The sequence below is a fragment of the Streptomyces sp. ITFR-6 genome, from assembly GCF_031844725.1.
Lineage (GTDB): Bacteria > Actinomycetota > Actinomycetes > Streptomycetales > Streptomycetaceae > Streptomyces.
The window spans coordinates 146336-172354 of sequence record NZ_CP134614.1; the positions used below are offsets into that span (position 1 = coordinate 146336).

Genomic DNA, 26019 nt, shown 5'->3' on the forward strand with positions numbered 1-26019 from the left:
TCACGGCTCCAGCCCGTCGAGGAACCGGAAGATCTCGTCGTCGGAGGCCCCGTCGAGGTCGTCGATCGCCGTGTCCGGCGCCGTCGGAGCGGCCGCCGGACCCGTCACCCTGGCCAGCAGGTCCCGCAGCCGGTTCTCGACCCGGCCGCGCAGCTCGTCGTCGGCGGTCGTGTCGGACAGGTTGGCGCCCAGCTTCTCCAGCTCCACCAGGAGCGGGGCCAGTACGAGTTCGCTGTCCGACGGGAAGACCTCGTCGAGGTGCGCGGCGAGCCCGGCAGGCGTCGGGTAGTCGAAGAGCAGGGTCGCCGGCAGGGTGAGGCCGGTCGCCTTGCCGAGCCGGTTGCGCAGTTCCACGGCGCTGAGGGAGTCGAAGCCCATTTCGAGGAATCCGCGCTCCACGTCGACGCGTTCGGAGGCCGAGTACGCGAGGACCACGGCCGCCTCGTCACGGACCAGGTCCAGCAGGGCGCGTCGGCGTCCGGGCCCGGACATTCCCGCGAAGCGGTCTTCCGGGGCGGCTGCGGCGGCCGGCCTGCCCGCCTGCGCGGCGGCCGGCCGTGCCTTGCCCCGCACCAGGCCGCGCAGCAGAGGCAGCACTTGGTCCGGGTCCATGTCGTCGAGCGGGGCGAGGGCCAGTCGTACGGGCACCAGGACCGCCTCGTCGATGCCGCGGGCGGCGTCGAGCAGGCTCAGTCCCTCGGCCGAGGACAGCGATGCCATGCCGCCCCGGGCGAATCGTGCGTGGTCCGCGGCCCCGAGCTTGCCCGTCATGGCGCTGGCCTCGGCCCACGGCCCCCAGCACAGGGACACGGCGGGCAGTGCGCGGGCCCGGCGGTGGCCGGCGAGCGCGTCCAGGAAGGCGTTCCCGGCGGCGTAGGCCGCCTGGCCCGCCCCGCCGAACGTCGAGGCCACCGAGGAGAACAGCACGAAGGCGCTCAGCTCCAGGTCCGCGGTGAGCTCGTGCAGGTTGACGGCGGCGTCGACCTTGGCCGCGAGCACGCCGTCGACCCGTTCCGGGGTCAGCCCGGTGACCACTCCGTCGTCCACGACACCGGCCGCGTGCACGACCGAGGTGAGCGGGTGCGCGGCGGGGATGCCGTCGAGCAGCCGACGCAGTGCCGTACGGTCCGCCACGTCGCAGGCCGCCAAGGTCACCTCGGCTCCCAGCGCGGTGAGTTCGGCCCGCAGTTCGGCCGCTCCCGCCGCGTCGGGGCCGCTGCGGCTGACCAGCAGCAGCTGCCGTACGCCGTGCTCGGCGACGAGATGCCGTGCGACCAGCCGGCCGAGCGTGCCGGTGGCACCGGTGACCAGTGTCGTTCCGGCGGGGTTCCAGACGGGTTCCCGGGCGGGCTCCTGACCGACGCGGACACGGGCCAGGCGGGCCATGCGCGCGGTGCCGTCGCGCAGCACCGTCTGGGGTTCGTCGCCGGTGAGCACGGCTGCCAGCGCGGCGGCCGGCATGTCGTGGCCGTCGACGTCCAGGAGTGCGAAGCGTCCCGGATGCTCGGTGATCGCGGCGCGGACCAGTCCGTGGACCGTGGCGACGGGCAGGTCGGTCAGCTCCGTGCCGGAGTCGACGGCGATGGCGCCCCGCGTCACGAAGACCAGCCGGGATCCGGTGAACCGCTGGTCCGCGAGCCAGCTCTGCACCAGCTCCAGGGCCCAGTGGGCGGCCGAGTGGGCGGCGCCCGCCGGGTCGCCGTCGAAAGACGGTGCGGCGACGAGGACCCGGTCGGGGACGGCGGTGCCCGCCGAGACGGCCTGGGCCAGGTCCGGCAGTGCCGCGTAGGTGTCGAGTACGACGGCCCGGGTGAGGGCGGCCGTCGGACCGGGCGACGCGTCGTACCCGACGATCGCCCAGGTGCGGCCCTGCGGGTCCGCCGCCGGGACCGGGACAGGTGTCCACTCCGTGCGCAGCAGCAGTTCGGTGCGCGGGCGGCCCGGCTCGGCGCCGGCGACCGGCCGGAACGCCAGCGAGCCGGCGGACACGGCGGGGGAACCGGCCGTGTCCCAGGCCTGGACAGACACCGTACTCGTACCGGTGTCCGCGAGCCTCACCCGCAAGGCCGTCGCGCCCGTGCTGTGCAGGGTGACGTTCTGCCAGGAGAAGGGCATCACGCTGCGGCCCTCGTCCCCGAGCGTGCCCAGGGACACCGCCTGAAGGGCGGCGTCCAGGAGCGCCGGGTGGAGCCCGAAGCCGGTCGCGTCCGTGCCGTCGGGCAGGGACACCTCGGCGAAGATCTCGGATCCCCGCCGCCAGGCGGCGCGCAGCCCCTGGAACACCGGACCGTACTCGCTGCCCGCCTCGGCCAGCCGGGGGTAGAGGCCGGTCAGGTCGACCGGGTCGGCGTCCGCGGGCGGCCAGGCCGCGGGGAGCGGCTCGGCGGGCAGGGCCTGGGGCAGCAGGGTTCCGCCCGCGTGCCGCTGCCACCGTCCGTCGGCGCCTTCGCTGTCGGGGCGCGAGTACACGCCGATCGGCCGGATGCCGTCGTCGGCGGCGGCGCCCACCCGCACCTGGACCTGGACCGCCCCGCTCCCGGGGAGCACCAGCGGCTCCTGAAGGGTCAGTTCGCCGATGCCGCCGCAGCCGACGTGGTCACCGGCCCGGACGGCGAGGTCCAGGAACGCCGTGCCGGGCAGTACCGCCCGGCCGGCGATGACATGGTCGCCGAGCCAGGGGTGGCGGCGGTGCGAGAGCCGGGCCGTGAACAGGACGCCGTCGCCGTCGGCGAGTTGCACCGCCGCGCCGAGCAGCGGATGGTCCGCGGTGTCGAACCCGGCCTCCCGTACGTCGCCCGCGGGCCGTGCGTCCAGCCAGTAGCGCTGCCGCTGGAACGGGTAGGTGGGCAGCTCGGCCGGTGCGGTGTCCGGCAGGAACGCCGACCAGTCGCAGCTGCCGCCGTGCACGTACAGCTGGGCGAGCGCTCCGAGTGCGGCCCCGGTCTCGTCCCGGCCACGGCGCAGCGCGGGCACGACCACACCGGGGGCGTCCTCGGCACGGCAGTCCGCGGTCATCGCGGACAGCACGGCGTCGGGGCCGATCTCCAGGAACCGGGTCACTCCGGCGTCCGTGAGGAAGCGGACGCCGTCGGCGAACCGGACGGTCCCGCGCAGCTGCGCCACCCAGTACTCGGGCGTGCACAGCTGTGCGGCCGTGGCGGTCTCACCCGTCACGTCCGACACCAGCGGAATCGTCGGCGGCGACATCGGAATGTCCCGGACGATCTCGGAGAAGCGCTCCAGCATCACATCCATATGCGGCGAGTGAAACGCATGGCTGACCCGCAAACGCCTAGTCTTTCGACCGATCTCCGCGAAGTGCGCGGCCACCCGGTCGACTTCGGCGGTGTCACCGGACACCACCACGGCATCCGGGCCGTTGACCGCGGCCACGCCGATCCGGTCCTCCCGGCCCGTGAGCAGCGGGATCACCTCTTCCTCTGCGGCGGCCAGGGCGGCCATCGCGCCTCCCTCGGGCACTTCGCCCATCAGCCGGCCGCGCGCCGCCACCAGGCGGCAGGCGTCGGGGAGGGTGAAGACTCCGGCGAGGTGGGCGGCGGCCAGCTCACCGATGGAGTGCCCGATCAGGTAGTCGGGCGTGACACCCCACGAGGCGAAGAGCCGGAAGAGGGCGACCTCGACCGCGAACAGTGCCGGCTGGGTGTACTGCGTGCGGTCGAGCAGCGCGGCCTCCGCGCTGCCTTCCGGCGCGAACACGATGTCACGCAGCGGCCTCGGCAGCTCCAGGTCCACGTGGGCGCAGACCTCGTCGAACGCATCGGCGTACACCGGAAACGTGCCGTAGAGCTCGCGGCCCATGCCGAGCCGCTGGGCGCCCTGTCCGGAGAACAGGAACGCGGTACGGCCGCCGCTCGCGGTGCCGTCCGCCGCGGGCGCCGCGGTGCGCCCGTCCATCCAGGCGTTGAGCTGCTCGCGCAGCCCGTCGCGGTCACTGCTCCAGGTCACCAGGCGGTGCTCGAAGCGCGAGCGAGCCACGAGCGCGCGGCCGATGGCCGCGACGTCGGTGTCCGGCCGGCTGTCGAGCACCCCGAGCAGGTTCTCCACCTGCGCGGTGAGCGCGGCGGCGCTGCGGGCGGAGAGGGTGAACGGGAGCCGTCCTGCGCTGTCCGTGCCACTCGCCCCGCCGGACACCGGCGCGGGCGCGGGCAGTTCCGGCTGAGCCGGAACCGGCGCCGGAGCCTGTTCGATGATCATGTGGACGTTGGTGCCGCTGACGCCGAACGAGGAGACCGCCGCCCGACGCGGTGTGTCGCCCTCCGGCCAGGCACGGGCCTCGGTCAGCAGCCGCACGGCACCCGAGGACCAGTCCACGTGCGGTGTGGGCCGGGCGACGTGCAGCGTGCCCGGCATGGTGTCGTGCCGCATGGCCAGGACGGTCTTGATGATTCCGGCCACGCCAGAAGCGGCCTGGGTGTGGCCTATGTTCGACTTCACCGATCCCAGCCACAGCGGCCGGTCCTCGGACCTCCCCTGCCCGTAGGTCGCGAGGAGCGCATCCGCCTCGATGGGGTCGCCCAGCGAGGTGCCGGTGCCGTGCGCCTCCATCAGGTCCACGTCGGCGGTGTTCAGTCCTCCGTTGGCCAGTGCCTGCCGGATGACCCGCTGCTGGGCGAGCCCGTTGGGCGCGGTCAGCCCGTTCGACGCGCCGTCCTGGTTGACCGCGCTGCCCCGCACCACCGCGAGCACCGGGTGCCCGTGGCGTCGTGCGTCCGACAGCCGCTCGACCAGGAGCATGCCGACGCCCTCGGCCCAGCCTGCCCCGTCGGCCTCGGCGGAGAACGCCTTGCAGCGCCCGTCCGGCGAGAGCGCGCCCTGGCGGCTGAACTCGATGAACGTGTCCTGGGTGGACATCACCGTGACGCCGCCGGCCAGCGCCATGGCGCATTCACCGGATCGGACGGACTGGGCGGCCAGATGCAGGGCGACCAGCGACGACGAGCACGCGGTGTCCACGGTGACGCCGGGCCCTTCGAGACCGAAGGTGTACGCCACCCGGCCCGAGGTCACGCTCGACGCGCTGCCGGTGGCGAGCTGTCCCTCGAACTCGCTCGGTGTGCCGAGGAGCCGGTGCCCGTAGTCGTTGTAGTTGGAGCCGACGAACACCCCGACCGGGGTGCCCTTCACGGTCGCCGGGTCGATCCCGGCCCGCTCGAACGCCTCCCACGAGGTTTCCAGCAGCAGCCGGTGCTGCGGGTCGATGGCCGGTGCCACCCGGGGCGAGATGCCGAAGAACACCGGGTCGAACTCGCCCACGTCCTGGAGGAAGCCACCGCCCCGGGTGTAGTACGTGCCCGAGTGGTCCGGGTCCGGGTGGAAGTTCCCTTCGAGGTCCCAGCCGCGGTCGGTGGGGAAGTCCGAGACCACGTCGCCGCCTTCGGACAGCAGGTCCCAGAACTGTTCGGGGGTCTGGATGCCGCCCGGGAAGCGGCAGCCCATCCCGACGATGACGACCGGGTCGTCATCGGTGCCGGCCACCGCGGCGGCCGGCTGCGCGCCGGGGGTCACGAGGGCGGCGGACGTCCCGCCGGACTGTTCGCCGAACAGTTCTCCGTCCAGGTAGCGGGCCAGCGGTCCGGCGGCCACGTGGTCGAAGACGACGGTGACCGGCAGCCGCAGTCCGGTGACAGAGTTGAGGCGGTTGCGCAGTTCGACGGCGGTGATCGAGTCGAAGCCGAGCTCGCGCAGGGCCCGGTCGGGGTCGATCGTCTCGGGCCCGGTCAGACCGAGCACCGCCGCCGCCTGGGTGCGCACCAGCGTCGACAGCAGTTGCTCCCGCTCGGCCGGCGCACGCCCGGCGAGGCTGCCGGCGAAGCCCGCCTCTTCCTTCTCTCCGGCGGACTCCGGCGACTTGGTGCGGAGCGCCTCGGGCAGTCTGTCGAGCACCCGCCCGGAACGGCCGGCCGTGCAGTTCGGCCCGAACACCCGCCAGTCGAGGTCGGCGACCATGAGGTAGGCCAGATCGTGATCGAGGGCGTACTGCACCGCGCGGAGCGCCACTTCGGGTGCCATCGGAGCCACTCCGCTGCGGCTCAGCCGCTCACCCATCTCACCCACGGCGAGCCCGACGCTGTCCCAGGCGCCCCAGGCCAGCGAGGTGGCCGGGAGTCCCTCGGCACGCCGCAGCCGGGCCAGCGCGTCGAGATAGGCGTTGGCCGCCGCGTAACTGCCCTGCCCCGGTCCGCCGAGCGTGCCGGCCATCGAGGACAGCAGGACGAAGGCGTCGAGGCCGGCGTCCCTGGTGAGTTCGTGCAGGTGGTGCGCCGCTGTCGCCTTGGGCCGCAGCACCGTGCGGACCCGCTCCGGGGTCAGCTCGTCGAACAGGCAGTCGTCGAGTACGGCTGCCGCGTGCACCACACCGGTCAGCGGCTGCGAGGCCGGAATGCCGGCGAGTACCCGGCGCAGCGCCTCGCGGTCGGACACGTCGCACGCCGCGATCGTCACCCGCGCCCCGAGCCCGGTCAGCCGCTCCGTCAGTTCCACGGCACCCGGGGCGTCCTCGCCCCGGCGGCTGGTCAGCAGCAGGTGCTCGGCACCGTTGGACGCCAGCCAGGCGGCGAACTCCGCGCCGACACCGCCGGTGCCACCGGTGACGAGCACAGTGCCGGTGGGCTTCCAGTTCCGTACGGGGGACAGGGCGGCCAGCGGCTTGCGTGCCAGCCGGCGTACGTAGACGCCGCCCGCACGCACGGCCAGCTGGTCCTCCCCGTCGGGCGCGGTCAGCGCCCGGACGAGCCGCTCGGCCGCTCGCGCGTCCGGCTCGGCCGGCAGGTCGACCAGGCCGCCGAACCGCTGCGGGTACTCCAGGGCGGCGATCCGCCCCAGCCCCCACACCAGGGCCTGGTCCGGTTCGACGGACCGGTCGGAGGGCCCGACGGAGACCGCGTCCCGGGTGGCGAGCCACAGGGGCGCCGTGATTCCCGCATCCCCGAGTGCCTGGACGGTCAGCACGGTCCGGTCGAGGTCCGCTTCCGGGCCGGGCGCGAGCAGGGACAGCACACCGGTGCTGTCCGCACCGGCTTCGCGCAGCCGCGCGGCGAGTTCTGCACGGTCGGTCCCGTCAGCCTCCGCCACCCGGACCTCGGCGCCGAGCGAGCTGAGCGCCCGGCTCGCGGGGGCCGCCCACGCGTGCCCGCCGGCCGGGACGAGCAGCAGCCACCGGGCGCCGTCGATACGCGGTGCGGCGCTGTGCGGGAGGGGCTGCCACAGGACGTCGTACAGCCAGGAGTCCACCTCGGATTCCTGGCGGCGGCGACGGCGCCAGTCGGAGAGCGCGGGCAGCAGTGATTCGATCGGGGCGGGATCCTCGACACCGAGAGTGGCGGCGAGCCCTTCCGCGTCGTCACGATCGACGGCCGCCCAGAACTCGGTGTCGGCCAGGCCCTGTTCGCTCACCGTGCCGGTGGCCTCGTCCTCCAGCCAGTAGTGCCCACGCTGGAAGGCGTACGTGGGCAGGTCCACGGTTGCGGGCCGTGCGTCGTCGGGGAAGGCGGCCGTCCAGTCGACGTCCACGCCGCGCACCCACAGCTCTGCCACCCCGGCCAGGAAACGGTCCAGACCGCCGTCATCCCGGCGCAGCGAACCGGTGACGACACTGCCGTCCACGATCTCCTCGACGGCGGCGGTCAGTACGGGGTGCGAGGAGGCCTCGACGAAGACGCCGTAACCCTCCCCGCTCAGCTTCTCGATCGCCTCGGAGAACCGGACCCGCGAGCGCAGATTCGTGAACCAGTACCCGCCATCCATCCCGGAACCGTCCACCAGTTCGCCGGTCACCGTCGACATCAACGGGATGTCACCCGCACGCGGGGAGACCCCGGCCAGCTCGACCGCCAGATCCGCCTCCAGCACATCCATCGCAGCCGAGTGCGAGGCGTAATCCACCGCGATCCGCCGCGCCCGCAACCCCTGCCCCCCGCACTCGGCAACCAGCTCGTCCAGAGCAACGGCCTCACCCGAGACCACCACCTGCGACGGACCATTCACCGCAGCCACCGACACCCGGCCCGCCCACGAACCAAGCAACTCCTCCACCCGCTCCACCGACGCCGCCACCGACGCCATACCGCCCGCACCCGCCACCGCCGCAATCGCCCGGCTCCGCAAGCACACCACCCGCGCCGCATCCTCCAACGACAACACCCCCGCCACACACGCGGCAGCGATCTCACCCTGCGAATGCCCCACCACCGCAGCCGGCACCACACCGAACGAACGCCACAACGCCGCCAACGACACCATCACCGCAAACGACACCGGCTGCACCACATCCACCGCATCCAACGACGGCGCACCCGGCGCCCCATTCAGTACCTCCGTCAACGACCAGTCCACATAAGCGGACAACGCCGACTCACACTCCGCCAGCCGCGCCGCGAACACCGGCGACGACTCCGCCAACTCGACCGCCATACCCGCCCACTGCGCCCCCTGACCAGGGAACACAAACACCGTCCGACCCACCGTACCCGCAACCCCGGACACCACCCGCCCCGAAGGCTCACCCACAGCCAACGCGGCCAGAGCGGACACCGGCTCCCCCACCACAACCGCCCGGTGCTCGAACCGCGCCCGGGACGACACCAACGACCACCCGACACCCACCGGATCAGTGCCGTCCGCCAGCGGACGCAGCGCCTCGGCCTGCCCGCGCAAGGCATCGGCGCTGCGGCCCGACAGAATCCACGGCACCACCACCGGGGCCCGGGAGACCGTCTGTTCGGCCTCCGCCTCCTCGGGCGCCTCTTCCAGGATCAGGTGAACGTTCGTCCCGCTCATCCCGAACGCCGAGACGCCCGCGCGCCTCGGCCGCTCGCCACGCGGCCACTCCCGCGCCTCGGAGAGCAGCTCCACGGCGCCCTCGGACCAGTCCACCCGGGAGGACGGGTTCTGCGCGTGCAGCGTCCTGGGCATCAGCCGGTGCTGAAGGGCGAGGACCATCTTCATCACGCCCGCCGCGCCGGCGGCGAGCTGGGTGTGGCCGAGGTTGGACTTGACGGAGCCGAGCCACAGCGGCCGGTCCTCCGGGCGGTCCTGGCCATAGGTGGCCAGCAGCGCCTGCGCCTCGATCGGGTCACCCAGCGAGGTGCCCGTACCGTGCGCCTCCACGACATCGACGTCCGAGGCGGACAGCCCGGCATTGGCCAGCGCCTGCCGGATCACCCGCTGCTGCGCCGGGCCGTTGGGCGCCGTCAGACCGTTCGACGCGCCGTCCTGGTTCGCCGCGCTGCCCCGGACCACCGCCAGTACGCGGTGGCCGTTGCGGCGCGCGTCCGACAGCCGCTCCACCAGGAGCAGGCCGACACCCTCGGAGAGGCCCATGCCGTCGGCGTCGTCGGAGAAGGCCTTGGACCGGCCGTCCTCGGCGAGGCCGCGCTGGCGGCTGAAGGCGATGAAACTCTCCGGCACCGAGGCGATCGAGGCCGCCCCCGCGAGGGCCAGCGAGCACTCGCCGGACCGCAGCGCTCGGGCCGCGAGGTCGAGGGCCACCAACGCCGAGGAGCATCCGGTGTCGAGGGTGACCGCCGGACCCTCCAGTCCCAGGGTGTACGAGATCCGCCCGGAGGCGATGCTGGGGCCCGTCCCGGTGAGCAGGTGGCCCTCCATGCCTTCCGGCAGTCGGCGCAGGCCTCTGCCGTAGCCGCCGTTGCCGACGCCGAGGTACACGCCGCAGGCGGTGCCGCGCAGGCTGTGCGGGTCGATGCGACCGTGCTCGATCGCCTCCCACGTGGTTTCCAGCAGGAGCCGCTGCTGCGGGTCCATCGCCAGGGCCTCGCGCGGCGAGATGCCGAAGAAGGCGGGGTCGAAGGAGCCCGCGTCCTGCACGAATCCGCCGGAGCGGACGTACGAGTGCCCCTCGTCGTCCGGGTCGGAGCTGAACAGCCGGCCGAGGTCCCAGCCCCGGTTGTCGGGGAAGTCGCTGAGGACCTCGTCGCCCGCCGTGACGAGGCGCCACAGGTCCTCGGGCCCGGCGATCCCGCCGGGGAAACGGCAGCCCATCCCGATGATCGCGACGGCGTCGTCGTCGGCCGGGCCCACAGCGACCGGTACGGTCCGCGGCTCGGCGGCCGCTCCGTCGCCGAAGAGCGCCCCTTGCAGGTACCGCGCGAGCCGGGTGACGTTCGGATAGTCGAAGACGAGCGTGGCCGCGAGCTTCAGGCCGGTCGCGGTGCGCAGGGCGTTGCGCAACGCCACCGCGAGCAGCGAGTCGAAGCCGAGGTCGCGCAGCGGCCGCCCCTCCTCGATGGCGTCCGGCGACGCGTGTCCGAGGACTCCGGCCGCGTGCGACCGTACGAGATCGCGCAGGGCGCGCTCGCGGTCGTCGGCGGAGAGCGGTCGCAGCCGCTCCCGCAGGGAGTTCTCGTCGGCCGACGGCGTGTCGTCGTCGGTACCGCCGTTGCGCTCCAGGAAGGCGCGGACCTCCGGAATGCCGTCGAGCAGGGGCCGTGCGCGCATGGCGGTGAACGCGGGGGTGAAGGAGTCCCAGTTCACGTCGCCGATGGCGAGGAACTCCTCGTCGTCCGCCATCGCCTGTCGCAGCCCGGCGATGGCGGTCTGCGGCGCCATGAACGTCAGACCGCGCCAGTTGAGCGAGCCGGGGTCGACCTTGCCCGCCATGCCGCCGTCGTCGGCGGACCACAGGCCCCAGGCGATCGTGGTTCCGGTGAGCCCTCGGGCGCGCCGGCTGCGGGTGACCGAGTCGAGGTAGGCGTTGCCCGCCGAGTAGGAGCCGTGTTCGCCGGCACCCCAGAGCGCCGCCACGGAGGAGTACAGGATGAACGCGTCCAGGCCGTCGCGGTCGAAGATCCGGTCGAGGTTGGCGGTCCCGGCCAGCTTCGCCTCCGCGCCGGCCTCGAACTCGGCCAGGTTCGTCCCGGTCAGTGAGGCGAGGTGGCCGACGCCCGCGCAGTGGATGACGGTTCGGATCGGCGGCCCGTCCGCCTCGATCCGCTCCACGAGTCGCGCCAGGTCCTCGTAGTCGCAGACGTCGCACGTCGCGACCGTCACCCTGACGCCCAGGGCGCCGAGCTCCTCGACGAGTTCGGGCACACCGGCCGCGTCCGGTCCGCGCCGGGAGGTCAGCACCAGGTGTTCGGCACCGGCCTCGGCCAGCCAGCGGGCCGTGTGCGCACCCAGGCCGCCGGTACCGCCGGTGATCAACGCCGTACCGCTCGTCCGCCACGGCTCCGCGGCGGCGCCCTCCAGCGGAGAACGCCGCAGCCGGCGCAGCAGGGCCGCACCCGAACGGATCGCGAACTGGTCCTCCGCACCACCTGCGGCGACCACCGCCGCCAGGCAGTCGGCATCCCGCTCCGTGAACCCCTCGGAGAGGTCGACCAGGCCGCCCCACCACTGCGGGAACTCCAGGCCGAAGACCAGCCCGAGACCCCAGCTGCTTCCCTGTACGGGATGACCGACCCGGTCACCGTCGGCCGCCGAGACCGCGTCCTGGGTGCACAGCCAGACCGAGATACGCCGGTCCCAGTCGGCCAGGGCCTGCATCAGCAGCACGTTGAGCGCGAGTCCTCCGGTGAGCGCCGGCCGGCCGGGGTACCCGCTCTCGTCGAAGGCGAGCAGGGAGATCACCCCGGTCACGTCCGGCTGCTCGGCCAGCAGCGCACCGAGCTGCTCCCGGTCGAGGTCCGCGGTGAGCACCAACTCGGCCACTGCCGCGCCGCGTTCGCGCAGGCTGTGGCTGATCAGTTCGACCGACACGTCACGGTCCGGCTGTGCTGCCGAGGTCACCAGCAGCCAGCGGCCGAAGAGCCCGGCCGCGGCGCGGGCCGGACCCGGCACCCAGTCGACGCCGTAGCGCCAGGAGTCCAGGACGGACCGCTCGGCCCGTCGCATCCGCCATGCGTGCAGGGCGGGAAGCATCGTGCTCAGCGAGGCGTCCTCGCCCACGCCCAGCTCATCGGCGAAGGCACGGGTGTCGCCGCTGCCGACGGCTTCCCAGAACTCCGCGTCCATCACGCCCTGTTCGCTCACCGTGCCGGTGGCCTCGTCCTCCAGCCAGTAGTGCCCACGCTGGAAGGCATACGTGGGCAGGTCGACGGTCGCGGGCCGTGCGTCGTCGGGGAAGGCGGCCGACCAGTCGACGTCCACGCCGCGCACCCACAGCTCGGCGACACCGGCCAGGAAACGGTCCAGGCCCCCGTCGTCGCGGCGCAGCGAACCGGTGACCACACCCGGCTCAGCGTCGGCGTCCTCGTCCGCCCCTTCCGCGATCTCCTGGACCGCAGCCGTCAGTACGGGGTGCGAGGAGGCCTCGACGAAGACGCCGTAACCCTCCCCGCTCAGCTTCTCGATCGCCTCGGAGAACCGAACCCGCGAGCGCAGATTCGTGAACCAGTACCCGCCATCCATCCCGGAACCGTCCACCAGTTCGCCGGTCACCGTCGACATCAACGGGATGTCACCCGCACGCGGGGAGACCCCGGCCAGCTCGACCGCCAGATCCGCCTCCAGCACATCCATCGCAGCCGAGTGCGAGGCGTAATCCACCGCTATCCGCCGCGCCCGCAACCCCTGCCCCCCGCACTCGGCAACCAGCTCGTCCAGAGCAACGGCCTCACCCGAGACCACCACCTGCGACGGACCATTCACCGCAGCCACCGACACCCGGCCCGCCCACGAACCAAGCAACTCCTCCACCCGCTCCACCGACGCCGCCACCGACGCCATACCGCCCGCACCCGCCACCGCCGCAATCGCCCGGCTCCGCAAGCACACCACCCGCGCCGCATCCTCCAACGACAACACCCCCGCCACACACGCGGCAGCGATCTCACCCTGCGAATGCCCCACCACCGCAGCCGGCACCACACCGAACGAACGCCACAACGCCGCCAACGACACCATCACCGCAAACGACACCGGCTGCACCACATCCACCGCATCCAACGACGGCGCACCCGGCGCCCCATTCAGTACCTCCGTCAACGACCAGTCCACATAAGCGGACAACGCCAACTCACACTCCGCCAGCCGCGCCGCGAACACCGGCGACGACTCCGCCAACTCGACCGCCATACCCGCCCACTGCGCCCCCTGACCAGGGAACACAAACACCGTCCGACCCACCGGACCCGCAACCCCGGACACCACCCGCCCCGAAGGCTCACCCACAGCCAACGCGGCCAGAGCGGACACCGGCTCCCCCACCACAACCGCCCGGTGCTCGAACCGCGCCCGGGACGACACCAACGACCACCCGACACCCACCGGATCAGTGCCGTCCGCCAGCGGACGCAGCGCCTCGGCCTGACCCCGCAGCGCGGCAGCACTCCGCCCCGACAGAATCCACGGCACCACCGACGGCGACAGCGTTCCCGAGCCGGTCTCGTCGTCCGGTTCCGGTGCCTGCTCCAGGATGAGGTGCGCGTTCGTGCCGCTCACTCCGAACGCCGACACGCCCGCACGCCGGGGCCGGTCCACGTGCGGCCACTCCCGCGCCTCGGAGAGCAGCTCCACCGCGCCCGCCGACCAGTCCACGTGCGACGACGGGTTGTCCGCGTGCAGCGTTCTCGGCAGTTCGCCGTGGTGCATCGCGAGGATCATCTTCATGACGCCGGCGACACCGGCGGCGGCCTGGGTGTGGCCGAGGTTGGACTTGACGGAGCCGAGCCACAGCGGCCGGTCCTCCGGGCGGTCCTGGCCATAGGTGGCCAGCAGCGCCTGCGCCTCGATCGGGTCACCCAGCGAGGTGCCCGTACCGTGCGCCTCCACGACATCGACGTCCGAGGCGGACAGCCCGGCATTGGCCAGCGCCTGCCGGATCACCCGCTGCTGCGCCGGGCCGTTGGGCGCCGTCAGACCGTTCGACGCGCCGTCCTGGTTGATCGCGCTGCCCCGGATGACGGCAAGGACGCGGTGGCCGTTGCGCCGGGCCGCCGACAGCCGTTCCAGGACGAAGACCCCGGCGCCCTCCGAGATCCCCATGCCGTCGGCGTCCTCGGAGAAGGCCTTGGAACGGCCGTCCTCGGCGAGGCCGCGCTGGCGGCTGAACCCGATGAACCCGAGCGGTGAGGAGCCGATGGAGGCCGCTCCGGCGAGCGCCATCGAGCACTCCCCGGACAGCAGTGCCTGGGAGGCCAGGCGCAGGGCCACCAGGGCGGAGGAGCATCCGGTGTCGACGGTGACGGCCGGGCCCTCCAGTCCCAGGGTGTACGAGATGCGCCCGGAGGCGATGCTCGTGATCGAGCCGGTGAGGAGGTGGCCCTCCACTCCCTCCGGGAGCTGGCGCAGGCCCGTGCCGTAGCCGCCGTGACCGACGCCGACGAACACGCCGCACTCGCTGCCGCGCAGGCTGTGCGGGTCGATGCGGCCGTGCTCGATCGCCTCCCACGACGTTTCGAGGAGCAGCCGCTGCTGCGGGTCCATGGCGAGGGCCTCGCGGGGCGAGATGCCGAAGAAGTCCGGGTCGAAGGAGCCCGCGTCCTGAAGGAAGCCGCCCGAGCGGACGTACGAGTGCCCCTCGTCGTCCGGGTCCGAGCTGAACAGCCGGCCGAGGTCCCAGCCCCGGTTGTCGGGGAATCCGCTGAGGACCTCGTCGCCCGCCGTGACGAGGCGCCACAGGTCCTCGGGCCCGGCGATCCCGCCGGGGAAACGGCAGCCCATCCCGATGATCGCGACGGCGTCGTCGTTGTCGGCCGCGTCGGCGGAGATCTGTGCGATGGCGGGCTCGAAGCCGGGCTGTTCACCGAAGAGGGTGGCGTGCAGGTGCTGTGCGAGGCGGGTGACGTTCGGGTGGTCGAAGACGAGTGTGGTGGCGAGCTTCAGGCCGGTCGCCGTGGTCAGGGCGTTGCGCAGCTCGACCGCGAGCAGCGAGTCGAAGCCGAGGTCGCGCAGCGGCCGCCCCTCCTCGATGGCGTCCGGCGACGCGTGTCCGAGGACCGTCGCCGCGTGGGCCCGTACGAGGTCGCGCAGCGCGGTCTCGCGGTCCTCCGCGGGAAGCGGGCGCAGGCGCTCCCGCAGGGTGTTCGCCTGGGTGGTCCGGGTGTGGTCGCCCTCGGTGCCCGGGTCGCCCTCCAGGACGGCGCGGGCCTCCGGTATGCCCTCGATCAGGGGGCGCGGACGGGTGGCCGTGTACGCGGGGGTGAAGGCGTCCCAGTCCACGTCGCCTATGGCGAGGAACTCCCGGTCGTCGGCCATGACCTGCCGCAGTCCGGCGATCGCGGTCCGGGGTGCCATGGCCGCCAGGCCGTGCCAGTTGAGCGAGTCGCGGTCGACGGTGCCGCCCAGTCCGCTGCCGTCGTCCGCGGACCACAGGCCCCAGGCGATCGTGGTCCCGGCCAGGCCGCGGGCGCGCCGGCTGCGGGTGACCGAGTCGAGGTAGGCGTTGCCGGCCGCGTAGGAGCCGTGGCCGCCGGCGCCCCAGACAGCCGCGACGGAGGAGTACAGGATGAACGCGTCGAGTTCCGTGCGGTCGAAGATCCGGTCGAGGTTGGCCGTCCCCGCCAGCTTCACCTGCGCGCCGGTCTCGAACTCCGCCAGGTCCGTGCCGGTGAGCGGGGCGGTACCGCCGGTTCCCGCGCTGTGCACGACTGTTCTGATCGGTGGGCCGTCCGCCTCGATCCGCTCGACGAGCCGGGCCAGTGCCGGGTAGTCGGATGTGTCGCAGGCCGCGATGGTCACCCTGACGCCCAGGGCGCCGAGTTCTTCGGCGAGTTCGGGGGCGCCGGGGGCGTCCGGTCCGCGCCGGGAGGTCAGCACCAGGTGTTCGGCACCGGCCTCGGCCAGCCAGCGGGCCGTGTGCGCACCCAGGCCGCCGGTACCGCCGGTGATCAACGCCGTACCGCTCGTCCGCCACGGCTCCGCGGCGGCGCCCTCCAGCGGAGAACGCCGCAGCCGGCGCAGCAGGGCCGCACCCGAACGGATCGCGAACTGGTCCTCCGCACCACCTGCGGCGACCACCGCCGCCAGGCAGTCGGCGTCCCGCTCCGTGAATGCCTCGGGCAGATCGGCCAGGCCGCCCCACCACTGCGGGAACTCCAGGCCGGACACCAGCCCGAGACCCCAGCTGCTTCCCTGTACGGGATGGCCGACCCGGTCACCGTCGGCCGCCGAGACCGCGTCCTGGGTGCACAGCCAGACCGGTACCGGTGTGTCCAGGTCGGCCAGCGCCTGCGTCAGCAGGACGTTGAGCGCCAGGCCGGTGGAGAGTGCGGGCCGCTCGGGGTGCGGGTTCTCGTCGAGGGCCAGCAGGGAGAGCACCCCGGTCGTGTCGGGGTGCTCGGCCAGGAGCGTGCCCAGCTGCTCCCGGTCGAGGTCCTCGGTGAGCCGCAGCTCGGTGACCTGCGCGCCGCGTTCGCGCAGGCTGTGGCTGATCAGCCCGGCCGACCCGTCACGGTCCGGCTGTGCTGCCGAGGTCACCAGCAGCCAGCGGCCGAAGAGCCCGGCCGCGGCGCGGGCCGGACCCGGCACCCAGTCGACGCCGTAGCGCCAGGAGTCGAGCGCGGATGTCGCGCGCACGGGTGCGTGCTCGTCCTCCAGCCAGTAGTGGGCGCGCTGGAAGGCGTAGGTGGGGAGGTCGGTGGTCTGTGCACCGGCCGGGGCGAAGTAGGCCGCCCAGTCGACGTGGGCGCCGTCCGCCCACAGGTGGGCCAGGGCCGCGACCGTGCTGGCCGGTTCGGGGCGCTTGCGGTGCAGGAGGGGGACGGCGACGGCGTCACCGCCGTACGTCTCGTCGATCGCGCCGATCAGGCCGGCGTCGGGGCCGAGTTCGACGAATCGGGTGACGCCGAGGGCCTTCAGGCGGGTGACGGCGTCGGCGAAGCGGACCGTGCCCCGGACCTGGTCCGCCCAGTAGGCCGCGGTGAACTCGGTGACCGGCTCGCTCGTCAGCGTGGAGACGATCGGGATGCGCGGACTTCCGTACGTCAGCTCCGCCGCGGCCTCGGTGAACCGGGCCAGCATCGGCTCCATCAGGGCCGAGTGGAAGGCGTGGCTGACCTCCAGACGGCGGCTCTGCCGGTCGGGCAGGAGAGCGGCCACCGCTTCGACGGCCTCGGCGGTGCCGGACAGGACCACCTGGCCGGGGGCGTTGACCGCCGCCACCGATACGCCCTCGATCAGCAGGGGTGTGACCTCGTCGAGCGTCGCCCGGACAGCCCGCATCGCACCGCCGGCGGGCAGTGCCTGCATCAGTTCGGCGCGGGCGGCGACCAGCCGGCACGCGTCGGGCAGGGACAGCACACCGGACACGTGCGCGGCGGCCAGCTCACCCACCGAGTGGCCGACCAGGTAGTCCGGCCTGACACCCCACGACTCGACCAGCCGGAACAGCGCCACCTCGACGGCGAACAGCGCGGGCTGCGCCCAGCCGGTGGTCTTCAGCGCCTCCGCATCGGTGAACATCACCTCGCGCAGACCGTCGAAGTACGCGCACACCTCGTCCAGAGCGGCTGCGAACACCGGGAAGGCCTCGGCCAGTTCCCGGCCCATGCCGGCCCGCTGGCCGCCCTGGCCCGAGAACACGAACCCGGTCAGACCGTCACCGGCGAGCCCGGACACCACGCCCGCGACGGGTCCGCCCGCCGCCAGCGCCGCCAGCCGGGTGCGCAGTTCGTCCGTGTCCGCGCCGAGCACGACCGCCCGGTGCTCCAGTCCGGTACGGGCGACGGCCAGCGACAGGCCCACGTCCGCCGGGTCCAGTCCGCCGACCGCGGACGCCAGCCGTTCGGCCTGCGCGGGCAGCGCGGACGCCGTCCTCGCGGACACCAGCCACGGGACGAGCGGCAGATCCGCCCGGCGCGGGGCGGCCTCGGTCCCGGCCTGCTCCGGCGCCTCCTCGATGATCACGTGCGCGTTCGTCCCGCTGGCGCCGAACGACGACACCCCGGCCCGCCTGGGCCGGTCGCCCGGGGCCCAGTCCCGCTCCTCTGAGAGCAGTTCGACCGCACCGGCCGACCAGTCCACATGCGTCGAAGGGTGCTGCGCGTGCAGCGTTCTGGGCAGCAGCCCGTGCCGCATCGCCAGCACCATCTTGATGACCCCGGCGATGCCGGAGGCCGCCTGGGTGTGGCCGATGTTGGACTTGACGGAGGCGAGCCACAGCGGCTGGTCGTCGGCACGGCCCTGGCCGTATGTGGCGAGCAGCGCCTGCGCCTCGATCGGGTCGCCGAGCGAGGTGCCGGTGCCGTGCGCCTCGACCGCGTCCACCTCGGACGCGGCGACATCGGAGTTGGCCAGCGCCTGCCGGATCACCCGCTGCTGCGAGGGGCCGTTGGGCGCCGTCAGTCCGTTCGACGCGCCGTCCTGGTTGGTGGCGGTGCCGCGCACCACGGCCAGTACGCGGTGGCCGTTGCGCTGTGCGTCCGACAGGCGTTCCAGGAGCAGGACGCCGATGCCCTCGCCCCAGCCGGTGCCGTCCGCGTCGTCGGAGAAGGCCTTGACCCGGCCGTCGACCGCGAGTCCGGACTGCCGGCTGAACTCGGTGAAGTTGCGGGTCGAGCCCATCACGGTGGCGCCGGCCGCGAGGGCCAGGGAGCACTCGTCGTTGCGCAGCGCCTGCACCGCGAGGTGCAGCGCGACCAGGGAGGACGAGCACATGGTGTCGACGGTGACGGCCGGCCCTTCCAGGCCCAGGGTGTAGGCGATGCGTCCTGACAGGACGGCGCCCGAACCACCGGTCAGCAGATGGCCCTCGACACCGTCCGGTGCCGTCCGCACCGAAGCGCCGTAGCCCTGGTGACTCGCTCCGACGAAGACGCCCGCGCGTTCACCGCGCAGGCTCTCCGCGTCGATGCCCGCCCGTTCGACGACCTCCCAGGAGGTCTCCAGGAGGAGCCGCTGCTGCGGGTCCATGGCGAGGGCCTCGCGCGGCGAGATGCCGAAGAACCCGGCGTCGAACTCGGCGGCGCCGTGCAGGAACGCGCCGTGCCGGGTGTAGCTGGTGCCCGGGTGGGCGGGGTCCGGGTGGTAGAGGTGCTCCAGGTCCCAGCCGCGGTCTGCGGGCAGGTCACCGACGAGGTCGGCGCCGGCCGCGATCAGGTCCCAGAACTCCTCGGGAGTGTCGGCACCGGGGAAGCGGCAGCCCATCGAGACGATCGCGATGGGCTCGCGCTGCTTGTCCTCCAGCTCCCGGACCCTTCGGCGGGTCGCCTGCAGATCCGCAGTGACTCGGTTCAGATAGTCCCGCAGCCGCTGTTCGTTCGCGCCACTGCTCATCGGATGCCCAACTCCCGGTCGATCAGGTCGAAGATCTCGTCGTTCGTCGCCGCTGCAAGGTCTTGGTGCGGGGCGTCGGTCTCTGTTTCCGGTTCGGCCCGGCGCAGCAGGGCACCCAGCCGGCCGGCCAGGTCGAGGCGGTTCCAGTCCTCGTCCGGCAGTGCCGCCAGCTGGGTTTCCAGCCGCTCCAGGCCGGCCAGTACGTCAGGTGTCCCGCCGCACAGCTCGTCCCACAGCCGGCGGGCGAGTGCGGCGGGGGTGGGGTGGTCGAAGACGAGCGTCGCGGGCAGCCTCAGGGCTGTCGCCACGTTCAGCCGGTTACGGAACTCCAGCGCCGTCAGGGAGTCGAAGCCGAGCTCCTTGAACGCCCGGCGGGGCCGGATGTCCTCCGGCTGCCCGGCCTTGAGCACCGCGGCCGCCTCCCGTCGGACGAGCTCCACCAGCGCGCTCTCCTGTTCCTCCGAGGACAGGCCGGCCAGCCGGTCAGCGAGTGCCGTGGACCGTTCCGGGCGGGGACCGGTGTCCCCGTCCCGCTGCCGCGCCACCGGCTGCGCCTCGGTGAGCGCGGCGACCAGCCGGCGGTCCCGCGTCATGGTGTAGAGGGGGAGGAAGCGGGCCAGGTCGAAAGAGGCGATGGCGACCGCGGCGTCGCCGTTGCCGACCGCGAGCGCCAGCGCCCGTACGGCCGATTCGGGCCGCATCAGGCGCATTCCGCGCCGGGTCAGCAGGTCGGAGACCTCACCCTCGACCATGCCGCCGCCGTCCCAGGCCCCCCAGGCGACCGACGTGGCCGCCGTGCCCCGGGCGCGCCGCGTCTGTGCGAGGGCGTCCAGGTAGGCGTTGGCGGCGGCGTATCCGGCCTTGCCCGCGTCGCCCCACGTACCGGCTCCGGAGGAGAACAGCACGAAGGCGTCCAGGTCCAGGTGGGCGGTCAGGTCGTCCAGATGCCGGGCGCCTTCGGCCTTGCCCCGCATTATCCGGGCGAGTTCGGCGGTGGACAGGTCCCCGACGGGGATCTCCTGCTGGGTGAGCCCGGCCGCGTGCACGACGGCCGTCAGCGGCTCGGCGGGGTCCGTCGCGGCGAGGACGGCTGCGAGCTGGTCCGCGTCACCGACGTCGCAGGCGGCGATCGTCACCCGGGCGCCGAGCGCGGTCAGTTCCCCGCTCAGCTCCCCGGCGCCGGGGGCGTCCGTGCCCCGGCGGCTGGTCAGCACCAGGTGCGCCGCGCCGTTCCGGGCGGCCCAGCGGGCGACATGGGCGCCGAGGGCGCCGGTGCCGCCGGTGATCAGGACGGTGCCACGCGGCCGCCACGGCTCGGCCCCGGGCGCCGGGGCGGGCACCAGGCGCCGGGCGAGGAGCGTGCCGTCACGCAGGGCGACCTCGGTCTCGCCGGTGGTTTCGGACAGCACCTCGACGAGCCGGCCGAGCGCTTCCCCGTCCAGCCGGTCCGGCAGGTCGATCTGCCCGCAGAGCCGGTCGGGTTCGTCGAGGCCGAGCACCACGCCGAGCCCCCACACCTGAGCCTGTACGGGGTGCCGGACGGGATCGTCCGGGCCGGTGCCGACCGCGCCCCGGGTCGCCAGCCACAGCGGGGCGTCGCCGGTCAGGGCCCGTACGCAGGCGACGGTGTCGGCCAGTCCGGTGCTGAGCGCCGGTTCGTCGGGGTGGGGCCGTTCGTCGAGTGCGGCCAGCGACAGCACGCCGTCGATCCGCTCCGGCAGCCGGGCACCGTCCCGGACCAGTTCGCGTACACCCACCGGGTGCACGGTCGCGCCGTGCCGGGCGAGCCCCGTGAGCACCGCACCGACGAGGCCGGTGTCCACCGGCTCGTCGGGGGTCACCACGAGCCAGTCGCCGGTGAGCACCGGGGTTCCGTCGGCGGGCACCGGGGTCCAGTCGACGCGGTAGCGCCAGCCGTCGACGAGGGCGCGCTCCTGTTGCGCGGCCGCCTCCGCCGGGGCTTCGAGCCAGTGGCGCCGGGGCCGGAAGGGGTAGCCGGGCAGCTCCACGTGAGGGGCGGCGGTCGGGAACGACCGGGCCCAGTCGACGGGGGCGCCACGCACCCATGCCTCGGCCAGCGAGAGCAGGAACCGCTCGCCGCTTCCGTCGTCGCGGCGCAGTGAGCCGACGGCGAAGGCCTCGGCGTGGTCGGAGACGGTCTCCTCGACCGCGGCGAGCAGCACCGGGTGCGGGCTGCTCTCGACCCAGCATCCGAAGCCCTGCCCGGCCAGTGTCCGTACCGCCTCCGCGAAGCGCACGGGCCGGCGCAGGTTGGCGCACCAGTAGGCGGCGTCGAGCGCAGCGGTGTCGATCCACTCGCCGGTGACGGTGGAGAAGAACGGGATGCGGGGCGGGCGCGGCTCCACGGGGGCGAGCAGTACGGCCAGTTCGTCCAGCACCGGTTCGACGTGTACGGAGTGCGAGGCGTAGTCGACCGGGATCATCCGTACCCGCACATCGCGCTGCCCACAGATCCTGGCCAGGTCCTCCAGTGCGTCCCGGTCGCCGGAGAGCACCACGGAGCGGGGCCCGTTGACGGCGGCGACGGACAGCCGCTCCCCGTACGGGGCCATCAGGTCGGTGAGCTGCTCCTCCGGCAGGGCGACGATCGCCATCGCACCGCGTCCGGTCACACCGGTGAGCACCTTGCTGCGCAGGCACACCACGCGTGCGGCGTCCTCCAGCGTCAGCGCCCCGGCCACACACGCGGCGGCGATCTCGCCCTGCGAGTGCCCCACCACCGCGGCCGGCTCCACGCCGTACGACTGCCACAGTGCCGCCAGCGACACCATCACGGCGAACGACACCGGCTGTACGACGTCCACCGCGTCCAGCGACGGTGCGCCCGGCACGCCGTTCAGCACCTCGGTCAACGACCAGTCGACATACGGGGACATCGCCTTCTCGCACTCGGCGAGCCGCTCCGCGAACACCGGCGACCACTGCGCCAGCTCGACCCCCATACCGGCCCACTGCGCCCCCTGGCCGGGGAAGACGAACGCGGTACGGCCGACCGGTCCGGCCACTGCGGAGACGAGCCGTTCGGCGGGCTCGCCCGCCGCGAGAGCCGCCAGTGCGGGGCCGGGCTCCCCCACGAGGACGGCCCGGTGGTCGAACCGCGCACGGGTCACCGCCAGCGAACGCGCGGTGGCGTACGGGTCGGAGGTGTCCACGAGCGGGCGCAGCGCGGCGGCGCGGGCGCGCAGCGCCTCCGGTTCGCGGGCGGACAGGATCCAGGGAACGGCACCGGTGGGCCGGTCCGCGGTGACGGCGGCCGGCTCGGGTGCGGCTTCCAGGATCACGTGTGCGTTGGTGCCGCTGATGCCGAACGCGGAGACGCCGGCCCGGAGCGGATGGTCCGTCGCGGGCCACGGCCGGGATTCGGACAGCAGCCGCACGGCGCCCGACTCCCAGTTGACGCGCGAGGTGGGCTCAGCCGCGTGCAAGGTCTTCGGCAGGACTCCGCGGCGCAGCGCCTGCACCATCTTGATGACGCCGACGACACCGGCGGCCGCCTGGGTGTGGCCCACGTTGGACTTGAGCGAGCCGAGCCAGAGCGGGCGCTCGGCCGGCCGGCCGGCGCCGTAGGTGGCGAGCAGCGCCTGCGCCTCGATCGGGTCGCCCAGCCGGGTACCGGTGCCGTGCGCCTCCACGGCGTCGACGTCCTGCGCGGTGAGCCCGGCGGCGGCCAGGGCCTGCCGGATCACGCGCTGCTGGGACGGGCCGCTGGGTGCGGTCAGGCCGTTCGAAGCGCCGTCCTGGTTGACCGCGCTGCCCCGCACCACGGCCAGCACGCGGTGGCCGTTGCGACGTGCGTCGGACAGCCGCTCGACCAGGAGGACGCCCACGCCCTCGGCCATGCCGAAGCCGTCCGCGTCCTCCGCGAAGGACCGGCAGCGGCCGTCCGTGGACAGGGCGCGCTGCCTGCTGAAGCTGATCATCGGGGTGGGTGTCGACATCACCGACGCGCCCGCCACCAGGGCGAGTCCGCACTCGCCGGAGCGCAGTGCACCGGCCGCCATGTGCAGGGCCACCAGCGAGGAGGAGCAGGCGGTGTCGATGGTGATCGCGGGGCCGGTGAAGCCGAACGTGTACGAGAGCCGGCCGGACGCCACGCTCGGCGCGCCGCCGGTCACCTGGTAGCCCTCCAGTTCACCGGGCATGCCGTGCAGTCGGCCGTAGTCACTGGCCAGGATTCCGGCGAACACTCCGGTGTCGCTGCCCTTGAGGTCGGCGGGGACCACCCCGGCGCTCTCGAACGCCTCCCACGTGGTCTCCAGGAGCAGCCGCTGCTGCGGGTCCATGGCCAGTGCCTCGCGGGCGGAGATGCCGAAGAACTCGTGGTCGAACTCGGCGGCCCGGTGCAGGAATCCGCCGGCGCGCGTGTAGCTGGTGCCGTGCCGGTCGGCGTCGGGGTCGTAGAGCGACTCGATGTCCCAGCCGCGGTCGGTGGGCAGGGCGCCGATGGCGTCGCCCCCGTCCATGAGCAGGCGCCACAGGGCTTCCGGGCCGTCGATGTCGCCGGGCAGCCGACAGGCCATGCCGACGATGGCGAGCGGCTCGTCCGCGGCGGAGGCACGGACCGGTGCGCCGTCGTCGTTCGCGGGCTGCTCGCCCAGGACCTCGCCGCGCAGGTGCTCGGCGAGCAGTGCGGGGGTCGGATGGTCGAAGACGAGCGTGGTGGGCAGCCGGGTGCCGAGGGCCTTGGCCAGCCGGTCGCGCAGACCGACGGCGGTGAGCGAGTCGAACCCGAGGTCCTTGAAAGCCCGGTCGGTGGCGAGGGCCTTCGGATCGCTGTGGCCGAGCACCTTCGCGGTGTGCTCGCGCACCAGGTCCTGGACCAGCTCGCGCTGTGCCTCGTCGGGGAGTTCGAGGAGCCGGGCGCGCAGGGCGGGGGCCGGGCGGCCGGGGTCCCCGGGCACCGCCGGGTCCTGCGGGGCGGCGACCAGTTCGCTCAGCAGCGGGCTGGGGCGGGTGGCCGTGAAGACGGGGCCGAACCGCTCCCAGTCGACGTCCGCGACGGCGACGGCCGTCTCGTCGTGGTCCAGGACGACGTCCAGTGCCCGCAGCGCGCGGTCGGGGTCCAGGAGCGGGAGCCCGGTGGCGGCGAGGATCTCCCGCTGGTCCGGGGCGATCATTCCGCCGCCGCTCCAGGGGCCCCAGGCGACCGACGTGGCGGTCAGGCCGCGGGCGCGCCGGCCGGCCGCCAGGGCGTCGAGGAAGGCGTTCGCGGCACCGTAGGCGCCGTGGTCGGCGACGCCCCAGGTGGCCGAGATCGAGGAGAACAGGACGAACGCGTCCAGCGGGGTGTCCGCGAGCAGTTCGTCGAGGATGCGCGCGCCTTCGGCCTTGGCGGCCATGAGGTCCGGCAGCTCGCCGGGGCCGAGGTCCTTCAGCGGGCCCAGCTCGCAGACGCCTGCGGCGTGGAACACCGCTGACAGCGGCCGGTCCCCGCCGATTCCGTCGAGCAGTGCGGCCAGTGCGGAGCGGTCGGTGACGTCGCAGGTCGCGGCCGTCAGCTCGCTGCCCGCCTCGCGCAGTTCGGCGGCGAGCGCCGCCATCTCGTCCGGGTCTCCGCCGTGGCGGCTCAGCAGGATGACCTGTTCGGCCCCGCCCTCGGCCAGCCGGCGGGCGAGCCGGCGGCCCAGTGCCCCGGTGCCGCCCGTGATGAGGACGCTGCCGTGCGGCTGGTAGGACCGCCGTCCGGTGGCGGGGCGCCGGGCCCGGACGAGCCGGCGGGCGAACACGGCGGCGGACCGGATCGCGACCTGGTCCTCGTCCCGGCCCCCGGTGAGCACGGCGGCGAGCCGTTCGCGGGCCCGCCCGTCCCATCGCGAAGGCAGGTCGACCAGGCCGCCCCAGGTACGGGGGTGTTCGACCGCAGCGGCACGCCCCGCTCCCCAGACCGCCGCCGACGCCGGGTCGGGCGCCGGGTCGGAGGGGCCGGTGGACACCGCGCCGCGCGTGGCGCACCACAGCGGGGCGGTGATGCCCGCCGCGTCCAGCGCGTGGAGCAGGGCGACCGTCGCGGCCACCCCGGCCGCGGGCTCCGGTGCCGCGTCCAGGGTGAGCAGGGACAGCACACCGGCCACCTCGTGGCCGGTGGCCGCCAGGGCGAGCGTCGACGCGTCGGGCACACCGTCCGGCAGCGGGCACAGCACCACGGCCACGCCGGCGTCGCGCAGGGCTCGGGCGGTCTCGCGGTGGTCGTCGGCCGGGCCGGGCGGTGCGACCAGCAGCCAGCTGCCGGCCGGTGGGGTGGCGGAGGTGTCCGGGAGCGGCCGCCAGGCGATCTCGTAGCGCCGGCCCCCGACCGGGTCCGCGTCCGGCACTGCCGCAGCGGGCTCCGTGGCGGACGGCGTCCACCAGTAGCGGTGCCGGTCGAACGGATACGTGGGCAGCTCGGTCCGGCGGCCGCCGGAGCCGGAGAGGACCTCGTCCCAGTCCGGTTCCACGCCGTGGACGTGCAGTTGGGCGAGCGACTCCATGAACCGGCCGGGGCCGCCTGCACCGCGGCGCAGCGAACCGACCGCGACGCCGTCCTCGACACCGGCGCTCTCCAGCGTCTGCTGGATGCCGATGGTCAGCGTCGGGTGCGGGCTCGACTCCAGGAAGACCCGGTGCCCCGACCCTGCCAGGGTCCGCACGGTCTCCTCGAAGCGCACGGTGCCGCGCAGGTTCCGGTACCAGTAGTCACCGGTGAGTTCGGTTCCCGCCAGCACGGTGCCGGTGACGGTGGAGTGGAACGGCACCCGGGCGGGCCGCGGCTCGACCGGTGCGAGCAGCCGCGCCAGTTCGTCCTCGATGGGCTCGACCTGCGCGGAGTGGGAG

General features: G+C 73.8%; 2 protein-coding genes (1 of these 2 running past the window's edge). Both read right to left on the reverse strand.

Going from position 1 to position 26019, the window contains the following annotated elements; genetic code table 11:
* Positions 1-19188: a type I polyketide synthase gene (locus RLT59_RS38705; RefSeq protein ID WP_311308162.1), complete on the reverse strand. Its 19188-nt coding sequence runs from the start codon at positions 19186-19188 to the stop codon at positions 1-3.
* Positions 19185-26019: the 3' portion of an SDR family NAD(P)-dependent oxidoreductase gene (locus RLT59_RS38710; RefSeq protein ID WP_311308163.1), read on the reverse strand. 5231 nt of this gene lie beyond the right edge of the window; 6835 of the gene's 12066 nt are visible here — the last part of the coding sequence; its start codon lies beyond the right edge, outside the window — the gene reads right to left on this strand; the stop codon is at positions 19185-19187. The genes RLT59_RS38705 and RLT59_RS38710 overlap by 4 nt, the downstream gene beginning before the upstream one ends.

Bases quoted from the DNA above. Each gene is read 5' to 3' on its own strand.
- RLT59_RS38705 (WP_311308162.1), bottom strand. From the start codon at position 19,188: ATGAGCAGTGGCGCGAACGAACAGCGGCTGCGGGACTATCTGAACCGA.